Annotated in this window: 20 protein-coding genes and 1 tRNA gene; 9 read left to right on the top strand and 12 right to left on the bottom strand. The window is 48.0% G+C overall.

Features of this window, described 5'->3' with window-relative positions; translation table 11 throughout:
* Nucleotides 1-192: 192 nt before the first annotated feature.
* From AC1S5B_RS09090 to AC1S5B_RS09065, 6 genes are all read right to left on the bottom strand, one after another.
* The gene (locus AC1S5B_RS09090; RefSeq protein ID WP_482035352.1) at nucleotides 193-2442 is read right to left on the bottom strand and encodes an NACHT domain-containing protein; all 2250 of its coding nucleotides are present in this window, start codon (nucleotides 2440-2442) and stop codon (nucleotides 193-195) included.
* A 325-nt stretch (nucleotides 2443-2767) separates the two neighbouring features.
* Nucleotides 2768-2841 (bottom strand) — tRNA-Arg (locus AC1S5B_RS09085).
* Between the two features lie 83 nt (nucleotides 2842-2924).
* The gene (locus tag AC1S5B_RS09080; protein ID WP_482035351.1) at nucleotides 2925-3656 is read right to left on the bottom strand and encodes a Stp1/IreP family PP2C-type Ser/Thr phosphatase; all 732 of its coding nucleotides are present in this window, start codon (nucleotides 3654-3656) and stop codon (nucleotides 2925-2927) included.
* A 51-nt stretch (nucleotides 3657-3707) separates the two neighbouring features.
* A complete protein-coding gene (locus tag AC1S5B_RS09075) occupies nucleotides 3708-5723 on the bottom strand; it encodes an ABC1 kinase family protein (protein WP_482035350.1) in 2016 nt (671 codons plus the stop codon).
* Nucleotides 5724-5780: 57 nt separating this feature from the next.
* Complete coding sequence (locus AC1S5B_RS09070; RefSeq protein ID WP_482035349.1) at nucleotides 5781-6107, bottom strand: DUF6825 family protein; 327 nt, start codon at nucleotides 6105-6107, stop codon at nucleotides 5781-5783.
* A 44-nt stretch (nucleotides 6108-6151) separates the two neighbouring features.
* A complete protein-coding gene (locus tag AC1S5B_RS09065; protein ID WP_482035348.1) occupies nucleotides 6152-7675 on the bottom strand; it encodes a serine/threonine protein kinase in 1524 nt (507 codons plus the stop codon).
* A gap of 27 nt (nucleotides 7676-7702) precedes the next feature.
* Between AC1S5B_RS09065 and AC1S5B_RS09060 the strand changes: the two genes are divergently transcribed.
* From AC1S5B_RS09060 to AC1S5B_RS09035, 6 genes are all read left to right on the top strand, one after another.
* Nucleotides 7703-7900 (top strand): hypothetical protein, encoded by a 198-nt coding sequence (locus tag AC1S5B_RS09060; protein ID WP_482035347.1) that lies wholly within the window; start codon nucleotides 7703-7705, stop codon nucleotides 7898-7900.
* Between the two features lie 863 nt (nucleotides 7901-8763).
* Nucleotides 8764-9507 (top strand): energy-coupling factor ABC transporter permease, encoded by a 744-nt coding sequence (locus tag AC1S5B_RS09055; RefSeq protein ID WP_482035346.1) that lies wholly within the window; start codon nucleotides 8764-8766, stop codon nucleotides 9505-9507.
* Nucleotides 9508-9560: 53 nt separating this feature from the next.
* On the top strand, nucleotides 9561-9917 hold the full coding sequence (locus AC1S5B_RS09050; protein WP_482035345.1) for a PDGLE domain-containing protein: 357 nt from the start codon (nucleotides 9561-9563) through the stop codon (nucleotides 9915-9917).
* 18 nt (nucleotides 9918-9935) lie between these two features.
* Nucleotides 9936-10715, top strand: a complete 780-nt coding sequence (cbiQ, locus tag AC1S5B_RS09045) for a cobalt ECF transporter T component CbiQ (protein WP_482035344.1) — start codon at nucleotides 9936-9938, stop codon at nucleotides 10713-10715.
* 21 nt (nucleotides 10716-10736) lie between these two features.
* Nucleotides 10737-11507 carry an energy-coupling factor ABC transporter ATP-binding protein gene (locus tag AC1S5B_RS09040; RefSeq protein ID WP_482035343.1) on the top strand — a complete coding sequence of 257 codons (771 nt, stop codon included), beginning with the start codon at nucleotides 10737-10739 and terminating at the stop codon, nucleotides 11505-11507.
* Nucleotides 11508-11573: 66 nt separating this feature from the next.
* Nucleotides 11574-14414, top strand: a complete 2841-nt coding sequence (locus tag AC1S5B_RS09035; protein ID WP_482035342.1) for a M16 family metallopeptidase — start codon at nucleotides 11574-11576, stop codon at nucleotides 14412-14414.
* Between the two features lie 132 nt (nucleotides 14415-14546).
* On the opposite strand, the gene AC1S5B_RS09030 is transcribed toward AC1S5B_RS09035, so the two are convergent.
* The 5 genes from AC1S5B_RS09030 to AC1S5B_RS09010 form a co-directional block, all read right to left on the bottom strand.
* The gene (locus AC1S5B_RS09030; protein WP_482035341.1) at nucleotides 14547-16358 is read right to left on the bottom strand and encodes an adenylate/guanylate cyclase domain-containing protein; all 1812 of its coding nucleotides are present in this window, start codon (nucleotides 16356-16358) and stop codon (nucleotides 14547-14549) included.
* A 6-nt stretch (nucleotides 16359-16364) separates the two neighbouring features.
* Nucleotides 16365-16706: a slr1659 superfamily regulator gene (locus AC1S5B_RS09025; protein ID WP_482035340.1), complete on the bottom strand. Its 342-nt coding sequence runs from the start codon at nucleotides 16704-16706 to the stop codon at nucleotides 16365-16367.
* A gap of 51 nt (nucleotides 16707-16757) precedes the next feature.
* A complete protein-coding gene (locus tag AC1S5B_RS09020; protein ID WP_482035339.1) occupies nucleotides 16758-17345 on the bottom strand; it encodes a slr1658 family protein in 588 nt (195 codons plus the stop codon).
* Between the two features lie 114 nt (nucleotides 17346-17459).
* The gene (locus AC1S5B_RS09015) at nucleotides 17460-18287 is read right to left on the bottom strand and encodes a diguanylate cyclase (protein WP_482035338.1); all 828 of its coding nucleotides are present in this window, start codon (nucleotides 18285-18287) and stop codon (nucleotides 17460-17462) included.
* A 235-nt stretch (nucleotides 18288-18522) separates the two neighbouring features.
* Nucleotides 18523-20853: a SpoIIE family protein phosphatase gene (locus tag AC1S5B_RS09010; protein ID WP_482035337.1), complete on the bottom strand. Its 2331-nt coding sequence runs from the start codon at nucleotides 20851-20853 to the stop codon at nucleotides 18523-18525.
* Nucleotides 20854-21281: 428 nt separating this feature from the next.
* Here AC1S5B_RS09010 and ispG point away from each other — a divergent pair, with 428 nt between their 5' ends.
* Both ispG and ctpC read left to right on the top strand, forming a co-directional pair.
* The gene (gene ispG / locus AC1S5B_RS09005) at nucleotides 21282-22505 is read left to right on the top strand and encodes a (E)-4-hydroxy-3-methylbut-2-enyl-diphosphate synthase (RefSeq protein ID WP_482035336.1); all 1224 of its coding nucleotides are present in this window, start codon (nucleotides 21282-21284) and stop codon (nucleotides 22503-22505) included.
* A 79-nt stretch (nucleotides 22506-22584) separates the two neighbouring features.
* Nucleotides 22585-23973, top strand: a complete 1389-nt coding sequence (ctpC, locus tag AC1S5B_RS09000) for a carboxyl-terminal processing protease CtpC (RefSeq protein ID WP_482035335.1) — start codon at nucleotides 22585-22587, stop codon at nucleotides 23971-23973.
* 25 nt (nucleotides 23974-23998) lie between these two features.
* On the opposite strand, the gene AC1S5B_RS08995 is transcribed toward ctpC, so the two are convergent.
* Entirely contained in the window at nucleotides 23999-24217 is a 219-nt protein-coding gene (locus AC1S5B_RS08995; RefSeq protein ID WP_482035334.1) for a hypothetical protein, read from the bottom strand.
* Between the two features lie 435 nt (nucleotides 24218-24652).
* On the opposite strand from AC1S5B_RS08995, the gene AC1S5B_RS08990 reads away from it, so the two are divergent.
* Nucleotides 24653-26008, top strand: a complete 1356-nt coding sequence (locus tag AC1S5B_RS08990) for a type IV pilus twitching motility protein PilT (protein ID WP_482035333.1) — start codon at nucleotides 24653-24655, stop codon at nucleotides 26006-26008.
* Nucleotides 26009-26027: the final 19 nt, after the last annotated feature.

Raw genomic sequence — 26027 nt, 5'->3', positions numbered from 1 at the left:
AAGTAGTCATATTAAAATCCGAACTACTCCCGCCACGATTAACTTTTTCTGAAAGGCTTTCACCGAGCGGTCTAGCGAGGATGTTCTAATACCCTAACGCTCCCATGTTTGAATTCGTGGTTGATTTGTATAGGCTGAGGTCGCAAAGTTGGGTCTTTTGATAGAAATCTCTCTAAAGATAGATTTATGGATTTATTGCCATTCCCTGGCTTCAATTTCCCCTTGAGACAGCAATAAACTCGCTTCAATTTCCTGCCGAACCGCCGCCGTCACTTCACTGTTGCTATGCAAACAATCGAGCAGCAGTTGATTGGCAGCATAGTAGCGTTGCAGCACTTGCTCTTGCTCTGGGCTAAACTGCCAGTGCTGGTGAATCTGCCGATAGCTATTGATCTCACTCTTGAGGCGGTCTACCCAAGCGGCATGATGCTCCTGCCACCATGCCTGAAACCGTTCCTGATTCTGATCAATATTTGGGAATTCATTTTGGAGTTGTTGCAGCGATTTGTGCAAGCCCGCATCCAGCACAATGCCTAAAATATTGCTGAGGGCATTGCTACATAGATGAGCGTAGGCAAAGTCTGGGCTTTGGGCGATCGCGCAGGCTTGCAACACATCATCCAAGGCAATATCCAAAAACATCCCCTGGTCGAGGGTGCAGGCAAGCGCAAAATCGGATGCCATGTAGGGCGTTCGAGCCAGTGCTAGGTAAAAGGCGCGAGCCGTGGCATCTTTTGTCTCGGTAGGAAGCATCTGCGATTTTTGACTTGCCCATTGCAAAAACTCCTGTAAATAAGGATCTTGAACAACCAAGGCATCAATCTGCTGCTTCATCAACTGCATTAATGAATCGGCACTCCGCAGCATCGTCGCCGTTAACAAAAACACTTCTCGCCAGTGGGGGTCGGTGATATGGCTAACCAACCCGCCCAGTGCCTGCTCTAGCGCTTGGAGGTTGTGACTGGCAACAATGTTGCGTGCCGTGAAATATTCTTGAAATGCCAGATAGGAGAATGAGAAAATTCCCCGCGCCCGTTCGACAATTAATCCATGTTGCGACTCGATCGCCTGTAGCACCGCTTCACTTTCGACTTGCAGTTCCTCGGCATCGGTCGAAGCATTGGGCAGATGCCGAATATAGTCCTCAATGTATTGCTCAAGCGTCCGTTGCTCAAAAAAGTATTGTCCCTGCTCAAAGGTGGCTGCCGCAATCTGACTCAGCATTTTCAGCTTTTGGGGCAAGCGAAACCCTTGGTAGATCTCATCTCGTTCCACTCCTCTCGCTTCATCCCATTTGCCCAGCAGCAAATCTAACCCTTCTTTATAAAAATCGGTTCGCTTTGTCGGAAATCTGCTCTCACCCTGAAACACCCAACACGCCATATGCAAAAACAGAGGAGTCACCACTAGTTGGCGAAACTGCCAGTTTTCCGGCAAGTCCAGCCTTTCAATAAACTGATCAGACTGCTCCCCTCCTGCCGAAGCAGTCGTTTTAGTAAACGCCACAAACCATTTTTGGGCAAATGCCACAATTTGCGCCTGGGTAAATGGAGCCACCTCCACATCGGTAAACCCGCGTAAACTGAGCTTTCGAGCGGCGGTACGGCAGGTCGCTACAAACCGATTCTTATGATATTTATCTGAAAATCGGCGAATTTCTTTGAGGACTACAATGCTTTCGTCATGCAGTACTTCATCAATGCCATCTAGCAATAGCAATACCCGCCCCGCTTGCAACAGCGTCTCGATCGCAGAGGGGTCAGCAATGCCATCCGTGAGAAACTCTTGACGCAAGTAGTTTAACAAGCTAAATTCGCCGCTAACTCTGGAGTCTTCAACAAAATGCCGCAGTGTGACAAAGATGGCGACTCGCTCTGCTTCCCACTCTGCTTGATTGCACTGAACGGCAAGATATTGCAAGAAAGTGGTTTTGCCAGAACCTGGTTTGCCTAGCACCCTGACCTTGGAGTAGTTTTCTACGGCGGTTACCCCTAGCACTTGGGCTTGGTCAATGTCACCCAAGCCTACGCGATCGAAATCCTCTGGTTCAAGATTTTGTAGATTCGCAAGCTCTAACTGCTGTTGACTGGCAATGGTTTCCAGAATATTGACATCAATGTAGATATCATCCAAGCTGACGGGATGGCTGATGTCTAACAGTTGCAAAGTGCCGCACTGGTCTTGAATTTTGTCCCAGCGCTGCGATCGCACCTCTTGCACTAGGGCATCCAGATCAGGCAAGGGTGCGCGAACTGCTCCCCCCAATTCAGGAAATTCTGCGGGAGGATCAATGACGATCTCACGCCAATCCAAATCTAGTACCGAACAAATGTCTAAAAAAACCTGGCGCTCAACAGGTTGCCCAGTAAAAAACCGCCAAATCGGTTGGCGTGTTTTCAAGTTCACCTCTGCCGCTAAGTTTTCCTGAGTCCATCCCTTCAAGACAAAAGCTCGTTTTGCTTGTTGAATCTCAGTAGGTGATATCTGAAGCGATCGCTTAGCGATGAGGTCAACCTCTTAGGGTAAAGCTGAATAAATCAAACATTCTTATATATCTGAGACTTTAAAGCTTTTTTTTGGATTAATGGCTCCCTCTTTAGAGTAAGTTATACAAAATCTGGAAAACACACTTGATATTAACTTAAATATTTGCCCAAATTTAGCGAAATCAAACGCTGCCTGATTCTGTGCTGGAGACGGTGAGTGTGATAAGGACAACATAAAATCCTGGGAAAACAAACTTTCCAAGGATTTTGAACTTTTTTTACGGGACTGGCGCGATTCGAACGCGCGACCTGTCGCTTAGGAGGCGACCGCTCTATCCTGCTGAGCTACAACCCCAATTGACTTCGATCAATCATAGCAGGAGCCTTGAAAGCCTTGGGGCACTGTGACCATTATTGATAAAGTTTGGATGGATCACTTTATCCGGATCCATCAATAGTTAACACTATGACCGTAATATTATCGCGGCCTCCATGCTCTTTTGCCGCGTTGATTAGGGCGGCGGCAGCTTTCTCGCAAACCCGAATGGATTTTAGCTGGGAGGCAATCACTTGATCAGACAGTTCTTCCGTAAGTCCATCGCTGCACAGCAACAGGCGATCGCTGGGTTGTATTTGCACTGGCTGAATATCAATTTGGCGTAAATCTTCCCGTCCTAAGCATTGAGCTAACACATGTCGCCATGGGTGAACTCTCCCTTGATCGGGCGAAATTTCACCCATTCGAATGGCAAGAGCAACCCAGGTATGGTCTTCAGTAATCTGATCGAGTTTGGCACCACGTAATCGATAAAGCCGCGAATCACCAATGTGGGCGCATAAAGGCTGCTCGTCACGAAAGAGCAATACAACAACAGTGGTGCCCATGTCGCCCCGATCGGGGTGCTGTTGCTGATCATTGATAATTGCCTGGTTTGCCTCTAGCAGCGCCTGTTCTAGAATGGTCTTTGAGGATTCAGCCGTGTGCCAGTAGTTTTCTAAATATGCCTGAATGGTTTGGGTCGCAAGACGGCTAGCTTCTTCACCGCCTGCGTGTCCTCCCATGCCGTCTGCCACAATAAAAAAGCGACCTTCAGGATCGATATAATAATCGTCCTGGTTGACTCTGCGGACAACGCCGACATCTGTTAAGCCGGTAGACAGAGGCTTCATAGGGTGGTTGTTAGATGGTCAACATGGATAAAGGAACATATCTTAAAACGATCATGGCATACGATCGCTGCGATCAATGCGAATCATTAAGCGGATGAGAGTAAACCCTGCGAAAGAAGCGGCAGCAGCAGCAGCGAGTGCTAGCCACCCATAACCACTGACTAATAGCATCGTAGCCGACAATGTAAACGCGCACACCAATAGTGTGTAGTTTGTACCCATATTTACACCGCTCAGGCGGCGTAAAATACGCTCGGTTTCTAGTGATCGCGTCCGAACTCGAATATCTCCGCGCTCTAACTTATCTAAGGTATCTTCAATTCGTCGGGGCAATCCTAGGGCAGTATTGCTAATTTGGGAGGCTTGGCGGCTCAATTCTCCTAAAATGTTGTTCGCATCAGTTGTGGGATTTCCATCTGCCATAATCTTTAGTGCAAAAGGCTTTGCAACCTCCATAAAGTTAAATTCAGGATCTAGTCCCTTGCCAACTCCTTCCAACGTTGAGAAGGCGCGCATGACAAAGGTGAACGTTGCTGGAAAGCGAAAGGGCTGACCATAGGCGATTTCGTATAAATCATCGCTAATGGCTCCTACGGATTGGTTTTCAAAGGGCTTATCCATGAAATTATCCAGCATAAACTGGATCGAGCGGCGCACAGGCCCCATGTCACTTGTGGGAGTTAGAGCGCCCAGATCAATAAGAGAAGCCATGACGCGATCGCCGTCTTTTTGCGCCACACCAAAGAAAGTATCCACCAACTTTTCACGGGTGACAAGCTTCACCTGCCCCATCATGCCAAAGTCATAAAAAATGAGCGATCCATCTGGGCTGACTGCAAGGTTACCGGGATGGGGATCGGCATGGAAAAAGCCATCGTTCAGAAGCTGCATTAAGTAGGCTCTTGCACCCAGTTCAGCCAGCCGACTGCGATCAAGTCCGGCGGCTTCTAGGGCTTCGTAGTGACTAATCTTAATCCCCGGCAAATATTCCAGCGTCAACACACGCGGAGAGGCGTAACGCCAATAGACACGCGGCACCATTACCCAATCTTCACCGCGAAAGTTGCGGCGGAAGGTGTCAGCATTTCGCCCTTCGTTCAGATAGTCGATTTCTTCATACAAAATCTTGCAGCATTCGTCGTAAATACCCAGCCAGTCGCGTCCAGGTCCCCACTTGGGATGCTTTTGAAAATAGCGGGCAATCCCTTTGAGAATAGCCAGATCGATTTGAAAAAGTTTAATTAATCCAGGACGCTGCACCTTGACGACCACATCTTCACCAGAGTGCAAGGTGGCTCGATGAACTTGCCCCAAACTGGCAGCCGCAAGCGGGATTGGATCAAAGCTGAGATAAAGCTCTTGTAAAGATTTGCCCAAGTCTTGCTCGATCAAGTTTTTTGCTTGCTCAAAACTAAAAGCAGGCACTCGGTCTTGCAGTTTGGATAGTTCTTCAACGTATTCTGTCGGGAACAAGTCGGCACGAGTGGAAAAAAGCTGACCCACTTTAATGAAAGTAGGACCTAAATCTAGCAGGGTGTCTCGCATCCAAACCGCTTGCGATCGCCGTCTCTGCGATCGCTTAGCATCGGTCATGCCGCCGGGATAGCTCCACGGCTTGCCATACAGCCATTGAGAATACAATAGCGTTAGCACAAAACCCCAAATATCTACAAAGCGCCGCTGCCGTGAGTAGTTAGTACGATTCCAGCGATAGGCTTTGTCCCCGTAGGATTTTTCTTTGATGCGATTCTTTAACGGGGGCGATTGCTCAAAAGCGGTCACTATTCTCTGCGATAAGCGTTCCTGATTTAGATATTCATCTTGATCAGTCAGTGGAAGCTCAACATGATCGCGAATGTTCCCATGAGCATCAGCACCATTAGCAGGCACAGAGTCGGTGTCCGCTAAATCCGCAGCCGATTTAGGAAATTTCCCATTTTTAGGATCTTGCCTGGTCTGATCGTTAGCAGGGAATAGATCGTCCGAATGAGCGAGAGTCCTACCGCTTTCAGGCTTTGGCTCAAGCGGCTGCTTAGACAGGTTGGAGTCGTGAGGAAAAACAGACACTCGATTCTTATCCCTAGGCTAATATCTTGGATGCGATCAAAGGATACACAAACATGGTTATGAAGTTCGGCTGCGATATTGCTTCAGTTCAGAGCGCAACCGCGCTACTTCTGCCCGCAGTTCATCAATCACGGTTTGCAAATCATCAGATTGGAAAGGCGATGCAGCAGGAGATTGGCTTGTCCGCCCTTGGGTCGCTGCCGCTTCTTCTTGGGCGGCTCGTTCAACTACGCGATCGCTCAAAGTGCGTAAGTTTTCTCGAAGTTCTGCATCCAGCTTACCTAACTCACTTAAGGCATCCGTAAAGGCAAGTTCTGCGTGATCATACAAGGTATCTGCTAGCGCTCTGCCCACAAAAAAGGCATGAACAATGGGGTTACTCATCGGAAAATTCCTATACGCTCCGCTTGAATTATAGCGTGGTTACTCTATTGCCGCTGCACCTCGCCAGAGGTCGGTGCAACCGTTGAAGGCGGTGGAGCAGGTTCGGGTTCGGGTTGAGCTTCAACAGGAGCCGGAGGCGGAATCGCTGCGGGAAGCGGTTCTGGCTCTGGAGGAGCGGGTGAATTAGGGGTCGGCGCGATCGTGCTGGGCGCAGGATTTGTTACAGCTTCTGGAGGACTCACCTCTACAGGTGCCGGAGCTTCAACGGGTGGCTTGGGGCTAGCTTCGGCTTCAACAGCAGGCTGTCTGATAGCCGGAGGAGATTGATTGCGGTAATTTGACTCTTTCTGTTGGCTAGGGGCTTCAACCGTTGGAGTTGAATAGGAACTAGAAGGAGCGACTGGAGAGACTGCACCGGGCCAATTTTCAAATGGTGGAAAGGCTTGCTCAGTATGAAAAATCGAGGTGCCTGGACCTGTGGAAGTTGCCATCGTTCGTAAGGTTAATCCGGCTCCTAACCCGACCGCCGCCGCGATCGCCGCAGTTGCCAGTAACGTTTTAGGAAATGTATTTTTCAATGGCAGCGACGAAGGGATCATGCTTTGATTGGGTTCAGAAGTAAATCGTTTGGTTGGCAAGGAGGCAGATTTTGCGGATAAGAGGGGCTGTTCCAAGGACGCTACGACAGCGGCTGGAGGCACCGTAGACTTGCTAGCAGTATCCAAGGCAGTGGGAGAACTCTGATCGCCAGTGCTACCGATCGCAGGTAATAACGCTAGCCACTCCGCGATCGCCTGAGGGCGAGAATTGGCATTTAGCTCCAATCCGTGCAAGATAGCAGATTCTACTGTAGCAGTGAGTTGGGGACATAGCTGACGAGGGGCTGGCAGAGGCGATCGATGGCGCAGGGGCGCTGCCAACGGTGCATATCCAGTCAGCAAAAAGTAGAGTGTACCTGCCAACGCATAAACATCAGTTGCAGGTGTTTGGGCTGACTGAGCTTGATATTGTTCGATCGCCGCATACTCGCTCACTGGCAACTGAATCTTGTCAGCCGCAATTCCCAACACTGTTGCATCCAGCAGCCCAATATTCACTAATACAACAATGTTGGACTCCATCGGATGAATCACATTTTTGGGCGAAACACTACGATGAATTAGCCCTTTATTATGCAGTTCCGTTAAGGCTGAACCCACCTGCTGAATATAGTGAACTGCCTGAGATTCTGCTAATTTGCCTTGGGTATGCACTACTTCCAGCAACGTTTGCCCTGGGGTATAGTCTAAGACCGCGATCGCCCCCTCCTCTTCTTCAAACGAATCAATCAGCCGCACTAACCCAGGATGCTTACATTGAGCGAGTTTCTGAACCTGATCGAAAAAACGCTGCTTTAACTGAGTAACGTCTACGCCTAAATTAGGGTTGGGCTGCAAAATCTTAAGAATGACGGGTCGGTTTTGCTGAACCTGCATTCCTTGAAAGGTGGCACCCAGGTCAGTTTGCCCCAAACCGTGACTGATCAGATATTTTCCATGATGGAGCGTATTTCCAATAGTCAGAGACATGGACACGGATAATTAATAAGTTTTTCCATGCTAACCTTTGATTGCGCTGGACTCAATCTTTCCGGTAAAGTCTTCGATGAATCGCGATCGCCCCAAGAAACAGCGATCCCCACAACCGTTGTTAGATTCTGGAACTGCTGCCGAATTGTTTTTTCTGAACCCTTATCTCCTAGAAGTCGGTTCAACCACAACCACGCGAGAGCGGCTATCAATTTGGGTCAGTGAACTGGTACCGTCATCCCCCAATTTTTTGATCTGGAGAGTTTCCAGCAAAAAATGAGCGCTGCTTAAATCCTTCAATTGCTGGGATGAGGAAGCGCCGATGTTTGAGCAGAAGGAGTTTGTGAGTTAATCGTGGGAGTAGGAACCCAAGAGAAGCAAGAAATCAACAATAAAAAACCGAAGAGTGCGGCAGTCGTTTGCATAAAAAGACGAAACTGAGAATTATCTTTCCCAGAAATTGGCAAGAGATACGAGGGGGCTGTTGAGACTGGATTCTGTTTGGGCAGCCCTACATGATTGATCATTCTAAAAGCCTTGATGCTTGAAATCACAAATTACAGTTTTTACAGTTTTTAAAAGCAACGCTCAACAATAGTATTAATTTTGCAAAACCCACCCTAATAACTTGGGTGTGTATTTATTCCAGTCCCTACAGTTACTTTAAAAGATTATTAAATTGGTATCGAAAGCTACCGAATTGATGGCTGCTACAACTATAAACATCGTTCTCATGTAGTTTCCGCATCATAAATGTCTCCTATCACGCTTTCACATAGGACAGGAGTGACTTTGTAGTCAATGTAGCGACGTTTCATAACCTGGGAAGTGTGTTGCAGTTGTTTTAGCTATCTTTCAAAAGTTAACTCCTTGTTGCAGCTTTTGAACTAGAACGCTTACGCTTGATTGGGTCTTTTATCCAATCCTTATTTTGTTCACAACAGCATTTTTTCTAAAATCACCTTAAATTGAGCTTAAATCGGGCAAAGATCCCCCGCCAGGGGATTGAATCATTTGTAGATGTCGGTTATGTAACTCCTACAAGGCATAGATTGAATTCGACAGCTTAAGGTGATTAAGGATTGGGTATGGCTGAATTGTTGCTGACGGGTATAAGTTCTGTTCAGTCGGGAAGTAGGATGTTGCCTTTAGCGTTGCATGTTCCCGATGGTTTTTTGAGTCTGCCGATCACACTTCTGGGGTGGGTAGTGGCGATCGCCCTGATTGCGATTTGCTTAAAGCGTGCCCAATCTGAATATCAAGAGCGCACGGTGCCATTAATGGGGGTTTGTGCGGCATTTATTTTTGCGGCGCAGATGATTAACTTTCCAATTCCCGGCGGCACTTCTGGGCATCTGCTGGGTGGCACTTTAGCAGGAGTATTGCTGGGTCCCTGGGCTGGTTCTTTAGTCATGGCAGTCGTGTTTATTGTGCAGTCGTTTTTGTTTCAAGATGGCGGTATCACGGCACTGGGGTTCAATATCTTTCTAATGGGATTAATTGGCACCTTCGGGGGGTACTACTTGTATGCCGCCATCCGTAAAGCGCTGGGCTGGAACAGTTGGCGGGGAATCGGAACGGGTGCTGCTGTTGCTTCCTGGGCAAGTGTTGTAACTGCGGCTGTGGTTTGTGCCTTTGCACTGGCGTTGTCCGAAACGGTGCCGCTGGGTGTAGCGCTGCCCGCTATGACGTTTTGGCACGTGCTGATTGGGATTGGTGAAGCACTGATCACGGTCGTTGCTCTTGGATTTATTTACCGAACTCGCCCCGATTTAATTTATAAAGCGCCCAAGAAGGCGATCGCCAATCGTCCAATGGCATCGCGATTTTAGAGAGTGATCAGGAATCAAAAATTCAAGCCAACCGTTGAAAGAGGATTGATAGAGTGTCTAATTCATCTCGCAATAGAAATGCGACGTTTGCATTGATTGGTCTAGGAATTGCACTGGCGATCGCGACGTTTTTATCGCCGTTTGCCAGTCAAAATCCAGATGGGCTAGATCGGGTTGCTCAAGACCATAAGTTTGATACGAAAGCAGCGTCAGAAACTCCAGCGCAACAATTACCGTTTTATCAAGTATTTGAAGAATATGCGGTGCGGGGTGTGCCTGAAGGGATAGCAACGCCTCTCGCCGGGATTATTGGCACGTTAGCCACATTCGGCATCGCTTGGGGTGTCGGCAAGCTAGTGGTGCGGAACTCAGGCGTTCCCCCGGAAGATGACCACATTTCTCCCGAATAGGCGGCAAGAGAATAACCTATGCTGCTGCATATTGGTGCATTACGGTTGGATGTGGACAGTAACCGGCGATCGCCTTGGCATAATTTAATTCCGTCTACACGAGTATTATGTACAGTTTTAATGGTGTTTGCGATCGCCCTTACCCCCAATGGTCAGTGGAAAACTTGGAGTCTTTATGGTCTTGGAATCGTGACGTTGGTGATCCTCAGCCAAGTCACGTTTAGCGCCTTGGCAAAGCGAGTCGGGGTAGAGTTTATCTTTATTGGAGTGGTGCTGCTGGGAACGCTGTTTCAACGCAGTGGCGAGGTGGTATGGCAATGGGGTTGGTTCCAAGTCACCACGGTTGGGCTGACTACGCTTGGCAGTGTGGCATTCAAAATGTTACTTTCCTTAACAATGGTAAACATTTTGATTTTGACTACGCCCATTCCGGCATTACTACACGCGATCTCAACCTTACGAGTGCCACCGCTACTTGTAGCGATCATGGCATCCATGTATCGCTACATTGCCGTGTTAACCGACGAGTTTCAATCGATGCGGCGGGCGGCGTTATCGCGGAATTTAATGAACAGCCGCAAATCTCAGCGCCAGGTCATTGGCAATATGGTGGGGTCGTTGTTTATTCGCACCTACGATCGCGGCGAGCGGGTGCATCAGGCAATGTTGGCGCGAGGCTATACGGGGCTGGTTCCTCAAGCCGAGATCCCCAAAGGCTGTTGGCGAGATGGAGCGGCAATCACGGTGGTTGCGTCACTGGCGATCATGGGTCAACTGTTTTATATCCAAGGTCGTTAGCGATCGCGATTCTCCTAAACCATGCATCACAACCCAATTACGATTGAAAACCTCAGCTATGCCTACCCCGATGGCACCAAAGCGCTGCATCAGATCGATTTATCGATTCATGCCACGGAGCGCGTTGCCCTTGTGGGAGCCAACGGGTCGGGTAAATCCACTCTGCTGCAACATTTCAACGGGCTGATTATTCCGCAGCAGGGAACGGTTGTCGTGGGAGAGCTGGAGATAGCACCTCAAACTCTCACCAAGATTCGTAATTTTGTCGGCTTAGTCTTCCAAAACCCAGATGATCAACTGTTTATGCCCACGGTTTGGGAAGACATCACCTTTGGACCGATGAATCAGGGTTTGCGCGGTGGATGTTTGGTAGACCGAGCCGTCCTTGCTATGCAGTCGGTCGGGCTAGATCCTGAAAAATACAGTGGGCGCAGTGCGAACAATCTATCCGGCGGGGAAAAAAAGCGAGTAGCGATCGCGGGTGTGCTAGCAATGCAGCCGCAAATTTTGATCCTGGATGAACCCTCGGCTCAGTTAGATCCTCGTGCTCGGCGGCAACTGATCCACTTGCTCGATAGTTTGCCCTTGACTCAACTGATTGCCACCCATGATTTAGATTTGGCATTGGAACTCTGCGATCGGACAATTGTGCTAAACCACGGTCAAATTGTTTACGATGGTCAGACGGAACAAATTATGAGCAATGCGGATCTTCTAGACAAATACGCTCTAGAAATGCCGCTCAGCTACAGCCGTCCCTATTGTTTACTGGATCATGCTCCAGCCGCTTAGGAAAGTTTTGAGTATTTAGCTTTCTTTCTTCTTTTTTCCTTCTTCTTTCTTCTTATACCCCCCCCTATGCGCCGTTACCGCTTCCTCAGCCTGTTGTTTGTCGGGTGTTTGGCGATCGCTCTCTTCGCTGGATCGCCTGCCTCTTCGGAAATCGCTCAATCGGTTGTCTCCGATCGACCATCTCAAGTCGCTCAGTCGCCTGCTATCTCCCAACCTCGCTCAACGCAACCTGATACCAAAGCGACCAATACTGACCTATCCTTAACGGCTGGCGTTCGCAAAACGGTTTTAGAGAATGGCTTAACGGTGCTGATGAAGGAAGTTCGCACGGCACCGGTTGTGTCTGTGCAGGTGTGGTATCGGGTGGGATCACGCAACGAATCTCCTGGAGTAAACGGCATTGCTCACCAGCTAGAACACCTGATGTTTAAGGGCACCCAGTCGCGCCCGATTCAGTTTGGGCGGTTCTTCAGCGCTTTAGGCAGCGACTCCAATGCCTTCACCAGCTATGACATGACCGCTTACTTTGGCACCGTTGAACGGGATAAATTGGAGGCGCTGCTGGTTTTGGAAGCCGATCGCATGAAAAACTCCATCATTAGCGAAAAAGAGCTTGCTAGTGAAAAGCGGGTGGTGATTTCGGAACTGCAAGGCTATGAAAACAATCCCAGCTATCGCTTGGGTCGCGCAGTGATGCGATCGGCGTTTCCCACCAGCCCCTATGGCTTACCCGTGGGCGGCACTAAAGCGGATGTGGAAAAATTCACCGTCGATCAGGTGCGGTACTACTACAACAATTTTTATCGTCCTGATAACGCCACATTGGTAGTAGTGGGCGACTTTCAAACCGATGCCTTGCTAAAAAAAGTGGAAGAGAGTTTTGGCAAGATTTCTAAAGCGATCGCGCCTCTGCCAAAAGAGCCGCTGTCTGCCAAAGCCACGATGCAACCTGCACCTGCATCAGCACCAATTATTTTGAAGGAGCCTGGAAGCGCGGCTTTACTCAACGTCGTCTATCCTTTGCCTGACACCAAGCATCCCGATGTGCCTGCGATTCAGGTGATGGATTACATTCTCACTGGGGGACGGAGTTCTCGGATCTATCAGGCATTGGTAGAAACCGGATTAGCAAGCGATGCAGGCGGCGGCGCGGCTAATTTAATTTCTGGCGGTTGGTATGAACTGTCGGCTACGGCAGCGCCAGGGAAAGAGTTGCAGGTGATCGATCTCGTGTTGCAGCAGGTGCTGATCGATTTGCGGGACAAAGGCGTAACTCAAGAAGAACTGACGCGGGCAAAGGCTCAGTTGAAAGCTTCGCTGGTGTTGCGAAATCGGGACATTTCCAGTCAGGCAATTTTGCTAGGCGACAATCAAGTTTCCACGGGCGACTATCGCTTTACGGATCAGCTACTTGCCGCGATCGCCCTAGTTACCCCTGCCGATGTGCAGCGCGTTGCCCAGACCTATCTAGCACCTGCAAGCCGCACTGTAGGATTTTTTCAGCCGACCACTGCCGATGGCAAACCGGGCAGCAGCCCTGATAATTTCTCCCAAACCTCCGAGAAATTTAGCCCCGGTGCGCCCGTCGATCCTGCTGAAGTCGCGAAATATTTGCCGCCCAGCAGAACTACCACTCAACCGCAAGATCAAGCGCTGCCCGAAAAGCTGACCTTAAAAAATGGATTGCAAGTGCTGTTGGTGCGAGATCGCAGCACCCCAACTGTAACCCTGAGTGGACATGTTGCCGCTGGCACTGTTCGGGATCAGACTGCCACGGCTGGTTTGGCAACCTTGACCGCCAACAACTTGATGAATGGCACCCAAACCCAAGATGCCCTAGCGATCGCCAAAACCCTAGAAAATCGCGGGGCTAGTTTGGGCTTCAGTGCCAGTCGAGAAGGGGTTTCCATTGGCGGAGAAGCTCTCTCTGCCGATTTGCCGACGTTGATCCAGGTGACAGCGGATGTGCTGAAAAATGCCAGTTTCCCCAAAAACGAACTGGAACTCAGTCGCCAACGCGCCCTCAGCGGACTGAAGCTAGAACTGGATACTCCCGCTCGTTTAGCACGACGCACGTTTCAGCAAGCGATCTATCCCGTCAATCACCCGTTTCATACTTTTCCGACCGCCGCCAGTTTGCAGGCAATTACCCGCGAGGATGTGGTGCGTTTTCATCAGCAGTATTACCGTCCCGATGCCACCGTGCTGACGGTTGTAGGAGATTTTGATCCCGTAGCGGTACGCGCTTTACTGGGACGTGAATTGGGTAATTGGGACAGTGCGGGCAATATTGCTCAACTGACGTTTCCAGTGGTGCCTCTGCCGAGTAAAACAGTGCGCTTAACGCCCACCTTGCCGGGAAAAACTCAGTCCATGACCTACATGGGCTACAACGCGATCGATCGCAAAGATCCTCGCTACTATACGGCTTTAGTGTTCAACCAAATTTTGGGTGGCGATACGCTTTCCAGTCGGTTGGGCACCGAAATTCGCGATCGCCAAGGCTTGACCTATGGCATTTACAGCGGCTTTCAAGCAGGGCAAACTCCTGGACCGTTCCTGATTTCCATGCAGACTGCCCCCGAAGATGCGGATCGGGCGATCGCCAGCACCATTAGCCTGCTTCAGCAAATCCGCAAAGAGGGAGTCACCGATGCGGAGATCGCCAACGCCAAGCGATCGCTCACCAGTGCCTATCCTGTGGAGTTATCTTCGCCCGATAGTTTGGCATCCACTATTCTCTCCAATGCCGTTTATGGATTGCCGCTCAGCGCCATTCGCACCTATACCGATACTATCAACGCGATTACACCCGCTCAAGTGAATGCTTTGATTCAGGAGGTTTTACAGCCCGATCGCTTGGTGATTGTGACAGCTGGACCGAATGTTTCAACATCCCAAAAGTAAGGTAGAAGGTGTCAGGGGTCGGGTTTCAGGTCTCAGATACGAATAAGAAGGTGTCAGATTTGAGAGTAGGCTGATGTTTAGTCTCTACCCCCTGCTCCCTGGCACCCAACACCCGATACCCGACACCTATTCCTAGCCCTTCTTGCCTAATAGCCAATAGGTCATCATGTCGCCTTTTCCTTTAATGGCGACCGATCCCCGTGGCTCAAAGTCGTAGCCATTCTTTAAACGGTTGTAAACGGCTTCTGTAACTTGAATCCGTTCGGGTTCGCCTTGCGACTCCATGCGACTAGCCACGTTGACAGTATCTCCCCAGAGATCATAGGTAAACCGCCGAATCCCAATCACTCCAGCCACGACAGGTCCTGTATGAATCCCAATCCGCAGGCTCAGGGGACGATCATCATGAACCTTGATTTTGCTAATTTCATGCTGCATGTCGATCGCAATATCTGCGATCGCCCTCACATGATCGGCTCTGGGGAGCGGCAACCCAGCAACCACCATATAAGCATCGCCAATGGTTTTAATTTTTTCCAACCCGTGATGATCTGCCAGTTGATCAAACTTAGAGAAAACACTGTTCAGTAACTTCACCAGTTCAGTGGGTGAAATGCGGGTCGAGAGTTCAGTAAAGCCCACTAAATCGGCAAACAATACGGTGGCTTCCGTAAAACTATCCGCGATCACTTTTTGTCCGCGTTTGAGGCGCTCGGCAATGGCTTGAGGCAACACATTGAGCAACAGTCGCTCGGACTTTATCCGCTGTTTATGCAGTTCATCTTCAGTGGACTTACGCTCGGTAATGTCGCGCACACTGCCCTCATAGTGAAGCAACCTACCGTCATGATCTCGAACGGCGTGCATATTCTCGGAAATCCAAATAATACTGCCATCTTTTCGGTATATCTCTGACTCAAACACCGTCACAAATTCAAGCTGGCGCACAAAGGCAAGCAACTCCTCCCGTCGGCGTGGCTGCACATACAACTGTGCGCCAATATCGGTAATGCTAGCGATCAGATCGGCTGGTGAGTCGTAGCCATACATTTCGGCAAGGGCGGGATTAACGTTGAGATATTGCCCAGCCACAGTCGTTTGAAAAATGCCTTCTGCCGCATCTTCAAAAATTTTACGATATTTTTCTTCGGCAGCGGCTAGTTCAGCGGTGCGTTGCTCCACACGCTGTTCCAGTTCTTGTGCTTGCTGCCGCAGTTGAGCTTGAGATTGGTGCAGAGCCTCCTCGGCTTGTTTGCGATCGCTAATGTCATAAAGCGTAGTCAGCAGGGTTTGTTGCCCTGCCAACATCATGGAATGCACCGAAGTAGAAACCCAAATTCGCTCCTCTGCGATCGTCCGAATTTCCATCTCATAATTGCGAACGCTGCCCTGCTGCTCAAACAGCGCCCAAAGCATTTCAGAATCATTGGGATTGGCGAAAAATTCCTTTAAGTGGTGCCCTGTTAAAGCCTGGGGATCAATGCCAAACCGTTGGCTAGAGATAGAATTGGCATAAACGATCGCCCCATCCAGCGTTTGGGTCAAGATCATCAAAATCGGAGTGGATTCCGAAATCGCCCGAAATAGCTCCTCGCTTTGACGCATGGTTTCCACCGCTTGGGTGTAAAGCTGATACTCCACTGTATCGCCATGTTCAGCCGTCGCCTTCAGCATCAGTTCTAGGTCGGCTTTGTCTCTAGCAACGGTTTCTAAAATGCTTTGGAGAGTAGATTGCGCTAGCCTGCGCTCAGCGATTTCTGTTTGAAGTTGCTGATTTGTCTGATGAAGCTCCGCTTCTATAGCATCCCCGTGTTCGGTAATCGTTTGTATAGCAATTTCTAGGTCACCGTTCGCACGTTGGAGCCGCGCCACTTCAAGCCGAAGGTGTTCGACCTCTGCCAAGGTTAAGTTATGCTGGCTCTCAACTGGAACTGCTTCTGCCATCACATTCTATTCAAATTCAAGTTTTAGACTGGGCATCAGTCGCTGCAAGTTTTTCAGCGATTTGGTTTGCCAAAGAATTTTTTCTGATCCTTGAAAAACCAAATTCACGGTGCCCTTGTCGCGCGCTTTTACTACAAACATGGACAACATACTTATTCCGGAACTATTTAGAAATTCCAGTTCACGCAAGTTGATCGTGAAGATAGGGGATGATTCAATGGCATTCAGCAAAATATCCATCACAGGTTGGTAGGCTTCCATCCCGTCTAACCGCAGCAAGCCCTGAAAGAACGCGGTAGCAACTTCTGGCTCATACCGAATGGTGTAATCGTCTGTCTTTATGTGCACAGGAGCCACTCCCCATTTCGTCTAAAATATCTCGCAAAGCTTGACAATTGTTTAAACATCCAAGTACACCATCACGTCAACTTTAACCACATTTGGCATTGATTCAAGCGTTTGAAATTGCCACCCAAATTGAGCAGAGTAATCATTCATCATGGTTAAAATCCCCATGCTAGAACCACCGCCGCCCATGGCTGTCTTTTCTAGTTGAGTCATATAAAACTCGTCTAAATCGGAGGCTAACAAAACTTCAACAAAGGCTTGATACTTCTGCGCGATCGCTAAATTGGCAAAGTTGACCACATGAAAAATAATTCGCCGCTCATACAAATGTAGTGAAATGCTGACTGATAAACCAGTCGAGTCATCATTGTACTTTACGGCATTCTCTAGCAGTTCATTTGCGGTGTAGCTAACAGCCGCTTTTACCGTATCTCGCTGATTAATCTTGCTGTCTGGCAACTCGTCTCCTGGGAAAAATGCAGCAAAGTAATCTCCCAAAAAATCGGCAGATAAACCATAGTTGCCCCAACGTCGTTTTCGGGCGGCAGCACTAGGGGAGAAGTTGAGCGTGAGATATTCCTGAGAGGAAGGAGCCTGAATGAAATCCCCAAAGGTTTGAATAACACTGGTTTGAGTCATGGCTAACCTTAATCGAGTGTGACAGAGTAGGGAGTCTAGAAAGAGCAAAATCTGGAAACTTTAACAGGAAATTGCTGACCTAATAGAGTGTCCCAATTGCCAAGAAGAAATGATTTATTTTCTTAGCGTTGCAGTTGAACTGAAAACGATGCGATCGCGCCCTTGTTGTTTCGCTAGGTAAAGGTATTGGTCAGCTTCGTCTAAAAGGTTACTAAAAGATTGTTCTGAAGTGGGAATACTGCTAGCAATGCCAATGCTCAGGGTCAGGTAATCGCCAACGGAGGACTTTTCATGAAGAATTTTCAGGTTTGCAATCTCAGTTTGTACTCGTTGGGCAACTTCCATTGCTCCTACAAGGGTCGTTTGCGGCAAGATGGCGGCAAATTCTTCGCCACCATAGCGGGCAATTAGATCACTAGGGCGATGAACGCAGCCGTCTAGCACTTGGGCAACTTGTTTCAAGCAATCGTCTCCGGCTAAATGACCATAGGTATCGTTAAATTGCTTAAACAAGTCTATATCAAACAGGACAAGACAAATGGGCGATCGCTCCCGCGTCATTTGCTTCCATTGAATCTCTAGGTGTTCATCAAAGCGGCGACGATTAGGAATTTGAGTTAGCCCGTCAATACTCGCAATTTTATTCATCTCCAACAGTTTCAGCGACCATTGAGTATCCATAATGTCGCCATGTTCCATAATGGTTTGCACCACAATTTCTAAATCAGCTTTTCGTTTAGAAATTGCTTCCATCAATGTTTTCAGTGTCATTTCTGTACGGCGACGCACTTCAACTTCAACCTTAAGCTGCTGATTTGCCTCTTGCAGTTGGGCTTCAATACAATCTCCATGCTCAGCGGTTGTAGAGAGCGCAATATGAAGATCTTCGCGTTCACGCTTCAATCGCTCAACCTCTTCACGAAGATGTTGAATTTGCTCCATAAGATGTGAAACTTCACTTGCTGAAGATTGAAACGATTGACAGGATTCAGACATGCAGCGGAACTCAGTTGAAGATGTAGGCTTAGGGTGACTACCACTAACTTATATGAAAAAAATCGACAATGCCTAACTTGGAGTCGGGAAGACTTCCCTTCAGTTTCCTAAAAACCGGTAGTCATTTCAGGCAAAGGTTCATCTTTGATCTACACCGCTGAGAGCTATATCTTACGGCAAATTACTTTTGCTTCATCACGAGTAACGTGATATCGTCGAACACTTTCTGGTTGCCGATGTGCTTCATCAGATCGGCGATCACAGCTTGCCGAATTTCTTGAGCAGAGCGATCGCGATGTTGCTTGAGTACCTCATACATTTTTTCTAAACCATACTGACTGTTTTGAGTATTCATGGCTTCAGAGATACCATCGGTATAAAGCACTGCAATATCACCTGAATGAAGATGGACTTTAACCTCAGCAATAAACGGGCTAATGTCTGCCTCTAGCGCTAAAGGAAACCCTAGATCGAGCGTATCAATATGTTCTAGCTGCCCATCTTGGCGCACCACAATTAACTCTTCATGTTGCCCAGTCAGATATAGATCTCCGGCTTTATATTCCAACAAAGCAAGCGACATATTTTTGCACGATCGCATTCGTTTCGTATTTTCATAGAGCGCTCGATTGACAGAATTGAGAAACTTCGCCGAATTGGTTTCTCCATTCACTAACAGAGTTCGTACCGCCATCTGCGCCATGATCATCACCATGCCGCTTTCTAACCCGTGCCCAGTCACATCGCCAATGCTGATGCTAACTTTGCCATTGTGTTGAATCACATCATAATAGTCGCCGCCCACTTCTGCCGCAGGCTCCATAAAACCAGCAATTTCTAGACCAATGATCGCGTCCAATTCGGCTTCGGCTGGCATCAACATTTTTTGTAGGCGGCGCGTCACATTCAGTTCCGCACCCATTCGCAAGTTTTCGTCCTGAAGCTGTTGGGTCAACTGCATCACTTCTATCTCTGCCTGTTTGCGGCGAGAAATATCTTCTACGGTGCCTTCGTAGCCTGTAATATTTTTATGAGCGTCATAAATCGCTCTAGCAGATTCAGAAATCCAAATAATGCTGCCGTCTTTGCGATAGATTTGCGATTCAAAGCCCGATACTTTACCGTCCTGTTCAATGAGTTGAGCAAACTCGCTGCGGCGATCGCGATCGACATAAAGTTGATTACTAATATCCGTCAAGCCATCAGTTAACTCTTCAACGGTAGTGTATCCATAAATTTTTGCCAACATGGGATTCGCAATTAAATAGGTGCCATCGGACGTAGTTTGAAAAATCCCTTCCACTGAATTTTCAAAGATGCTGCGATATTTGGCTTCGGCTTCTCGCACCACATCTGCTACGGTGTTGAACGATCGCACCACTTCTACTAATTCATCTTTACTTTCCAGAGTAACTGCCTCTGTCAGGTTGCCATCTACCATTCGTTGAGATGCAGTTTTAAGGCTAGAAACGACCTGCATCATGCCGTGATAAAAGCAGATAAATAAATAAGCCGCGATCGCTAAAACAATCAGAATAAATACCGTAGTCCATCGCTGCTTATGAACAAAGCCATCAATTCGCTTTTGCAAAAGAAAATCTAGTTCCTGAACTGTTTCATCCCATAAAATAAAGCTTTGCTGCAAGCTTTTTGCCGAGAGATCAGAGTAAGTTATGGTTTGAAGCGATCGTGAATCTACGCTTAGAGTATTCATTTGCTTGGTCAGTTGCTCAATCGTTCGGTTAATTTGCTGCAAGCGATTTAGCAGTATAGGGCGCAGGTTTCCCGATGGGTTATTGTTAAGAGCGATCGTCATTTTTCCACTCAAATGGGTATTGAGTTGTTTTAGTTTGTCTTTTAAAGTAATCAGTTGTGCCTGAGCTAAAGGGCTAATCGGTTTTTTTGTAGATTCTTTTCCGCTAATCGTTTGGATTTTTGCTAAATTTTTTTGAATTTCTGGCAGATTTAAAAGTGCCGCATCCATCAAATAGTAGGTGTCTAAGTCAGGATCAAGAATCAGGTTAGATCGATCACCAACTTGAAGCCATAAATCTTCAAGTTGATAAAGCAGTTGTTGATAATTTGTGCTGGCAGATTGTGAATTCAAATTGACCTGGTTATCAAGTTGCTCACTAGAATTTTGAATATTTTCAAGTAGACTAGTCGTTCCTAAATCATTTCCAAATTTTTGATCAAGTTGCTTTAATTCATTAATATCTAAAGCTATTTGTGATTTAAATTTAGTGATTTGATTAGATATTTCGTTTGTATCTTTGGTGCGATCGTTGGCAATGTCGGCTTTTAATGTATTTTCTAGTAAGCGGCGAAGGGGTCGTAGATACTGAGTTCCATGTAATTCCTTTTGAGTAAAATCAACTTTGCTTTGAAACTCAGAAAACAATAAATAGGTTAATAAAATAATGGGCAACGCAAAGAAGCTACTGATCAGCGCAAATTTCTGAGGATAGTTCAGATGATTCATCAGATTGCGACCCGGCTTGACAAGTTTCATAATAAAATTACCGCTCCTTGGGAAAAGGCTTCAGCACTTTTAAAGAAGGACTTTGCAAACCATTTTTTGATAGCTTTGGTCTATGGTTACGATAGAGTCCTTAAGTTAAAGAGCCAACGTGACATCTCCATGTTTTAAGATACGCCTGAAATAATCGCAATCTGGATAACACGGGAATATTTGATATAAAGAGAAATACTAAAAATATTGCTCAAGACACGCTCAAATACTCCTGTCCCTAGGCTTTGTGTAGGTGTGTGGCAGTTGAGCGGGAAGACACCGCGATTGACTCAAATTGAATGGTGCTGCAATTTAACCCATTATCCTGCCGCAAAATGACCTATCTATGGCAATCTGGGAAGCAGAGACCTACTTATATTGACCCTAGCCCCCTTCTCTAGCCGCAGAGAGCAAATAGCAGTTTACATATGCAAACGTTACCCAACCCTCTTACCTCTACCGTTACTTCTCGCTACCCAACGGATGGCACCATTCATCGCCGCAAAACTCGCCCTGTCCAGGTTGGTGACATCACCATTGGCGGTAGCAATCCGGTGGTGGTTCAATCCATGATTAATGAAGACACCCTGGATATTGCCGGGTCGGTGGCTGGCATACGCCGTTTACATGAAATTGGCTGTGAAATTGTGCGGGTGACGGTTCCCAGCATGGCACACGCGATCGCCCTTGCAGAAATTAAACAAAAGCTGATTGCAACCTACCAATCTGTGCCCTTGGTTGCCGATGTCCACCACAACGGCATGAAAATCGCCCTAGAAGTGGCGAAACACGTTGATAAAGTCCGGATTAATCCGGGGTTATACGTCTTTGAAAAGCCAAAGAGCGATCGCACCGAATATACAGACTCCGAGTTTGGCGACATTGGCGACAAAATTCGTGAAACCCTAGAACCGTTGGTCGTTTCCCTGCGGGATCAAGGCAAAGCCATGCGGATTGGAGTCAACCACGGCTCCTTGGCAGAGCGGATGCTGTTCACCTATGGCGACACTCCAGAAGGCATGGTGGAATCTGCTCTAGAGTTTATTCGGATTTGTGAATCACTCAATTTCCACAATATTGTCATTTCTATGAAAGCCTCGCGGGTGCCTGTCATGCTGGCAGCGTACCGCCTCATGGCTGAGCGCATGGATGCCCTAGGGATGGAATATCCCCTGCATTTGGGGGTCACTGAGGCGGGAGACGGCGAATATGGACGGATTAAATCGACGGCAGGTATTGCCACTCTGTTAGCCGAAGGACTAGGCGACACCATTCGGGTATCTTTGACTGAAGCGCCGGAGAAAGAAATCCCCGTGTGCTACAGCATTTTGCAGTCCCTAGGGCTGCGGAAAACCATGGTGGAATATGTTGCCTGCCCCTCTTGCGGACGCACGCTCTTTAACCTTGAAGAAGTGCTACACAAGGTGCGAGATGCCACAAATCATTTGACCGGGTTGGACATTGCCGTGATGGGCTGCATTGTCAACGGTCCTGGAGAAATGGCAGACGCAGATTATGGCTATGTAGGCAAGCAAGCCGGTTACATTTCGCTTTATCGAGGGCGAGAAGAGATTAAGCGGGTTCCAGAAGCCGATGGCGTTGAAGAGTTGATAAATCTTATTAAAACGGATGGGCGTTGGGTTGAGCCATGATCCTTTGGGCGCTGATGAAGACTGTTTGCCTGTGCTAGATTGGGCGTAATTTTCATAGTCAACTCCTAGGCTTATCAACATGGCAATTACAAAACGTGGGCTTGTCCTTGGTGCTGCCGCACTAACCGTTTCCACTGCCGCGATCGCAGGCACCGGATTGCACTTTTTCAAAGGACAGGCGTTGTTGCAGAGTGATGATTCTAGGCAGCAAGTTGCTGATGCAGACAAAGACGCTGCGCTTCAGCCCATGTCAATGCTGTCGTTGCAATCGTTTTTCAACCAAAGTCCTAAAGAATTGGTAGATGAAGTCTGGCAAATTATTGATCGCACCTATGTAGACGGCACGTTTAACCAAGTCGATTGGAAAAAGGTGCGAAATGACTATCTGAAGCGTCCCTACAAGACCAATGAAGAAGCCTATAAAGCCATCCGCGAGATGGTGAAGAAAATAGGAGATCCTTACACACGCTTCATGGATCCGCAAGAATTTAGGAACATGAAAATTGATACCTCTGGTGAACTCACCGGGGTGGGCATTCAACTCGCAGCAGACGAAAAAACGAAGAAATTAACGGTGATTGCGCCGATTGAAGATTCTCCTGCATTCACGGCTGGCATTTTGTCGAAGGATATCATCCTCAAAATTGATGGCAAAAGCACCGAAGGGATGGATGTCAATAAAGCGGTGACGCTAATTCGAGGACCTGTAGGCACCCCAGTGAAGCTCACCATTCTGCGCGGCACTGAGCAAAAAGATTATGCAATCAAACGCGCCCGGATCGAAATTCATGCCGTGAAGTCGAGTGAAGTGCCCTCTCCTCAAGGCAAGGTGGGCTACATTCGACTAGCGCAATTCAGCGCAAACGCTCCAGCAGATATGGAAAAGGCGATCGCTAAGCTAGAAAAGCAGCAAGTTGCAGGATATGTTTTAGATCTGCGGGGCAATCCAGGAGGACTGCTCTATACCAGCGTTGACATTGCCCAGATGTGGCTAGAAAAGGGCGCGATCGTCTCAACAAAAAGTCGCACGGGTGAGCAGGATAGAGAACAAGCCAATAGAGCAAAATTTAAGACCAACAAGCCTTTAGTGGTTTTGGTCGATGGTGGCTCAGCCAGTGCCAGTGAAATTCTGTCTGGTGCGCTGCAAGATAACCGTCGGGCGGTGTTGATTGGCACGAAAACCTTTGGTAAAGGGTTGGTGCAGTCTGTCCGGCAAGTGGGTAAAGACAGTGGTCTAGCGGTGACGATCGCCAAGTACTATACGCCCAACGGACGGGATATCAATAAACATGGTATCGATCCAGATGTGGAGATTAAACTCACTGAGGCTCAAGGAAAAGAGCTATCTGCAAACCGTGACAAAGTTGGGACGATGGCAGATCCTCAGTTCGCCAAAGCGCTGGAAGTTTTGGGAGAGAAGATTCAGGCATTTCGGCTCCAATCTCCACGGGCAGAAACAAAGCCTTAGTTAAACCCCAGTTAAATATCCTCACTCAAGCCGGTTGACATTTACCTGCTCTAATCAATCCGACTCGTCGTGCGATCGCTTCTGATTGCGAGGCAAATGGTCCCCATTGCTCGATTGCCTCTGATGGCTCTGGTGATTCAGATTTGGCTGAACTATCATCAGGCTTATCAGTGCTAATGACAGGAGCGATCGCACATTGCCCATTTGCTTGCTTCACAATAAACCACTGGTCAACCTCACTCATTGTCTACACTCCTCAATTGGGTTGATAAAAGTATCCTTGTGTTTATCATTCCTGGCTATTGTTGTAGGCTTTCCTGGGTATACAACCAATTTTTACAAAATTTGTCTTTAAAGTGGACATCACGATTGGTAGCGATCGCTAAGAAATGGGCAATCTTATAGTCGATAGTCATTTTAGGCAATGTATTTTAACAAGCGGTGAACTACAAGACTGACTCAAATTGTTTTAGCGCTTGTACAAATAAACAAACTTAAATTCTCTATGTTCTGCGTAAAACATCTAAAAAGTTCTGAATAAAATAGTGAAGGCTGTTACATTGCAGACAGCAATGGTCACAAGCCAAGATTTAGTAAAAACGTTGCACTGATTTTACGCGCCAATCTCACAACGAGCCGCTTAGGCTTGTACCACTAAAGCCCTTGAGAGAGTAACTTTATGACAGAACCCCAGCGTCAACCTGCACCACCACCACCACCGCGGGTTCCTCCTGCTCCACCACCGCCAAGAGCGATGAATAATGGAGCTACGGTTGCGGCTACACAGCAAATGAATTCCCCAACGATGGTTTCTCCTGCTGCGGGGGCTGCAACTATTGTTTCAACGCAGGTTCCTGCTCCTGCTCTCGGCGGAGCAGCCACAGTCATTTCATCTTCTCCGCCTCAAGCGCCTCCTGTCGCAGGACACCGTTCTACTGCCGCACCTGCGCCTGCTCGTCGCCCCCCCACGGGTGGTTCGCCAACCCTTGCCGAATTAGTGCGTACTGCTTTCGACAAAGGATATTCCGACGTTCATGTGGGTGTGGGTGAGGTGCCACGCTACCGCAACCGGGGTGAAATGGATCATACAGAGTGGCCCGAAACCGATCGCGATACCTTTTATAGCTGGCTGCAAGAAATTCTCAGCGATGCAGAAATTCATCGGTTTGAGGAAAAGCTAGAGTTTGATGGTGCGACTCAATATGACTTTGCGCGGGTGCGGATTAACATTTTCGGCTCCCTCCATGGACCTGCCATGGTAATGCGGCTGATCCCCATGAAAATTCTGACGATTGAGCAATTGAATTTGCCACCGATTTTCAAAGATATTTGTCACTATCACAAAGGCTTGATCTTAATTACTGGACCCACAGGATCGGGGAAGTCCACCACCATGGCAGCAATGGTGGACTATATGAACAAGGAGATGCCCAAACACATTATTACGATTGAAGATCCGATTGAGTTTGTCCATCGCAGCAAAAAAGCCTTAATCAAACATCGCGAAGTGGGCATTCACACCCACCAATTTGATAATGCGTTGAAAGCCGCGCTGCGGGAAGATCCAGATGTAATTCTCGTGGGAGAAATGCGCGATCGCGAAACCGTCAACACTGCCCTCAAAGCCGCGCAAACGGGGCACTTGGTTATGGGCACACTGCACACCAACAGCGCCGTTAAAACTATCGAACGGATTCTTCAGCTTTATGAACCTGATCAACAAGAACCCATTCGAGTGTCGATCGCAGAATCCATGGTGGCAGTCATTGCTCAAGGGTTATGCCGCACAACCGATGGCAAACGCGCCGCCTTCCACGATATTTTGATTAACACGGATGCGATCAAAGATTACATCCGTCGAGGTGACTTGGATGAAGTTGAACAATTGATCCCACGCTGCACCTTTGATGGCATGTGTAATATGAATCAATCGCTCTACAAGCTTTATGAGGCAGGAATGATTACCGAAGAAACAGCCTTAGAAATGTCGCAGAAACCGAATGAAATGGCTCAAATGCTGCGGGGGCGCGTATAGCTTGAGATTTGAATAAACT

The sequence above is a fragment of the Leptolyngbya sp. CALU 1928 genome (assembly GCF_056784215.1).
This window is presented reverse-complemented; position numbering and strand designations above follow the sequence as displayed.

Excerpts from the sequence above, each read along its gene's own strand:
- AC1S5B_RS09080 (WP_482035351.1), bottom strand. The coding sequence starts at position 3,656 with ATGAAGCCTCTGTCTACCGGCTTAACAGATGTCGGCGTTGTCCGCAGA.
- AC1S5B_RS09070 (WP_482035349.1), bottom strand. The coding sequence starts at position 6,107 with ATGAGTAACCCCATTGTTCATGCCTTTTTTGTGGGCAGAGCGCTAGCA.
- AC1S5B_RS09065 (WP_482035348.1), bottom strand. The coding sequence starts at position 7,675 with ATGTCTCTGACTATTGGAAATACGCTCCATCATGGAAAATATCTGATC.
- AC1S5B_RS09060 (WP_482035347.1), top strand. The coding sequence starts at position 7,703 with ATGCTAACCTTTGATTGCGCTGGACTCAATCTTTCCGGTAAAGTCTTC.
- AC1S5B_RS09055 (WP_482035346.1), top strand. The coding sequence starts at position 8,764 with ATGGCTGAATTGTTGCTGACGGGTATAAGTTCTGTTCAGTCGGGAAGT.
- cbiQ (WP_482035344.1), top strand. The coding sequence starts at position 9,936 with ATGCTGCTGCATATTGGTGCATTACGGTTGGATGTGGACAGTAACCGG.
- AC1S5B_RS09040 (WP_482035343.1), top strand. The coding sequence starts at position 10,737 with ATGCATCACAACCCAATTACGATTGAAAACCTCAGCTATGCCTACCCC.
- AC1S5B_RS09035 (WP_482035342.1), top strand. The coding sequence starts at position 11,574 with ATGCGCCGTTACCGCTTCCTCAGCCTGTTGTTTGTCGGGTGTTTGGCG.
- AC1S5B_RS09030 (WP_482035341.1), bottom strand. The coding sequence starts at position 16,358 with ATGGCAGAAGCAGTTCCAGTTGAGAGCCAGCATAACTTAACCTTGGCA.
- AC1S5B_RS09020 (WP_482035339.1), bottom strand. The coding sequence starts at position 17,345 with ATGACTCAAACCAGTGTTATTCAAACCTTTGGGGATTTCATTCAGGCT.
- AC1S5B_RS09015 (WP_482035338.1), bottom strand. The coding sequence starts at position 18,287 with ATGGAGCAAATTCAACATCTTCGTGAAGAGGTTGAGCGATTGAAGCGT.
- AC1S5B_RS09010 (WP_482035337.1), bottom strand. The coding sequence starts at position 20,853 with ATGAAACTTGTCAAGCCGGGTCGCAATCTGATGAATCATCTGAACTAT.
- ispG (WP_482035336.1), top strand. The coding sequence starts at position 21,282 with ATGCAAACGTTACCCAACCCTCTTACCTCTACCGTTACTTCTCGCTAC.
- ctpC (WP_482035335.1), top strand. The coding sequence starts at position 22,585 with ATGGCAATTACAAAACGTGGGCTTGTCCTTGGTGCTGCCGCACTAACC.
- AC1S5B_RS08995 (WP_482035334.1), bottom strand. The coding sequence starts at position 24,217 with ATGAGTGAGGTTGACCAGTGGTTTATTGTGAAGCAAGCAAATGGGCAA.
- AC1S5B_RS08990 (WP_482035333.1), top strand. The coding sequence starts at position 24,653 with ATGACAGAACCCCAGCGTCAACCTGCACCACCACCACCACCGCGGGTT.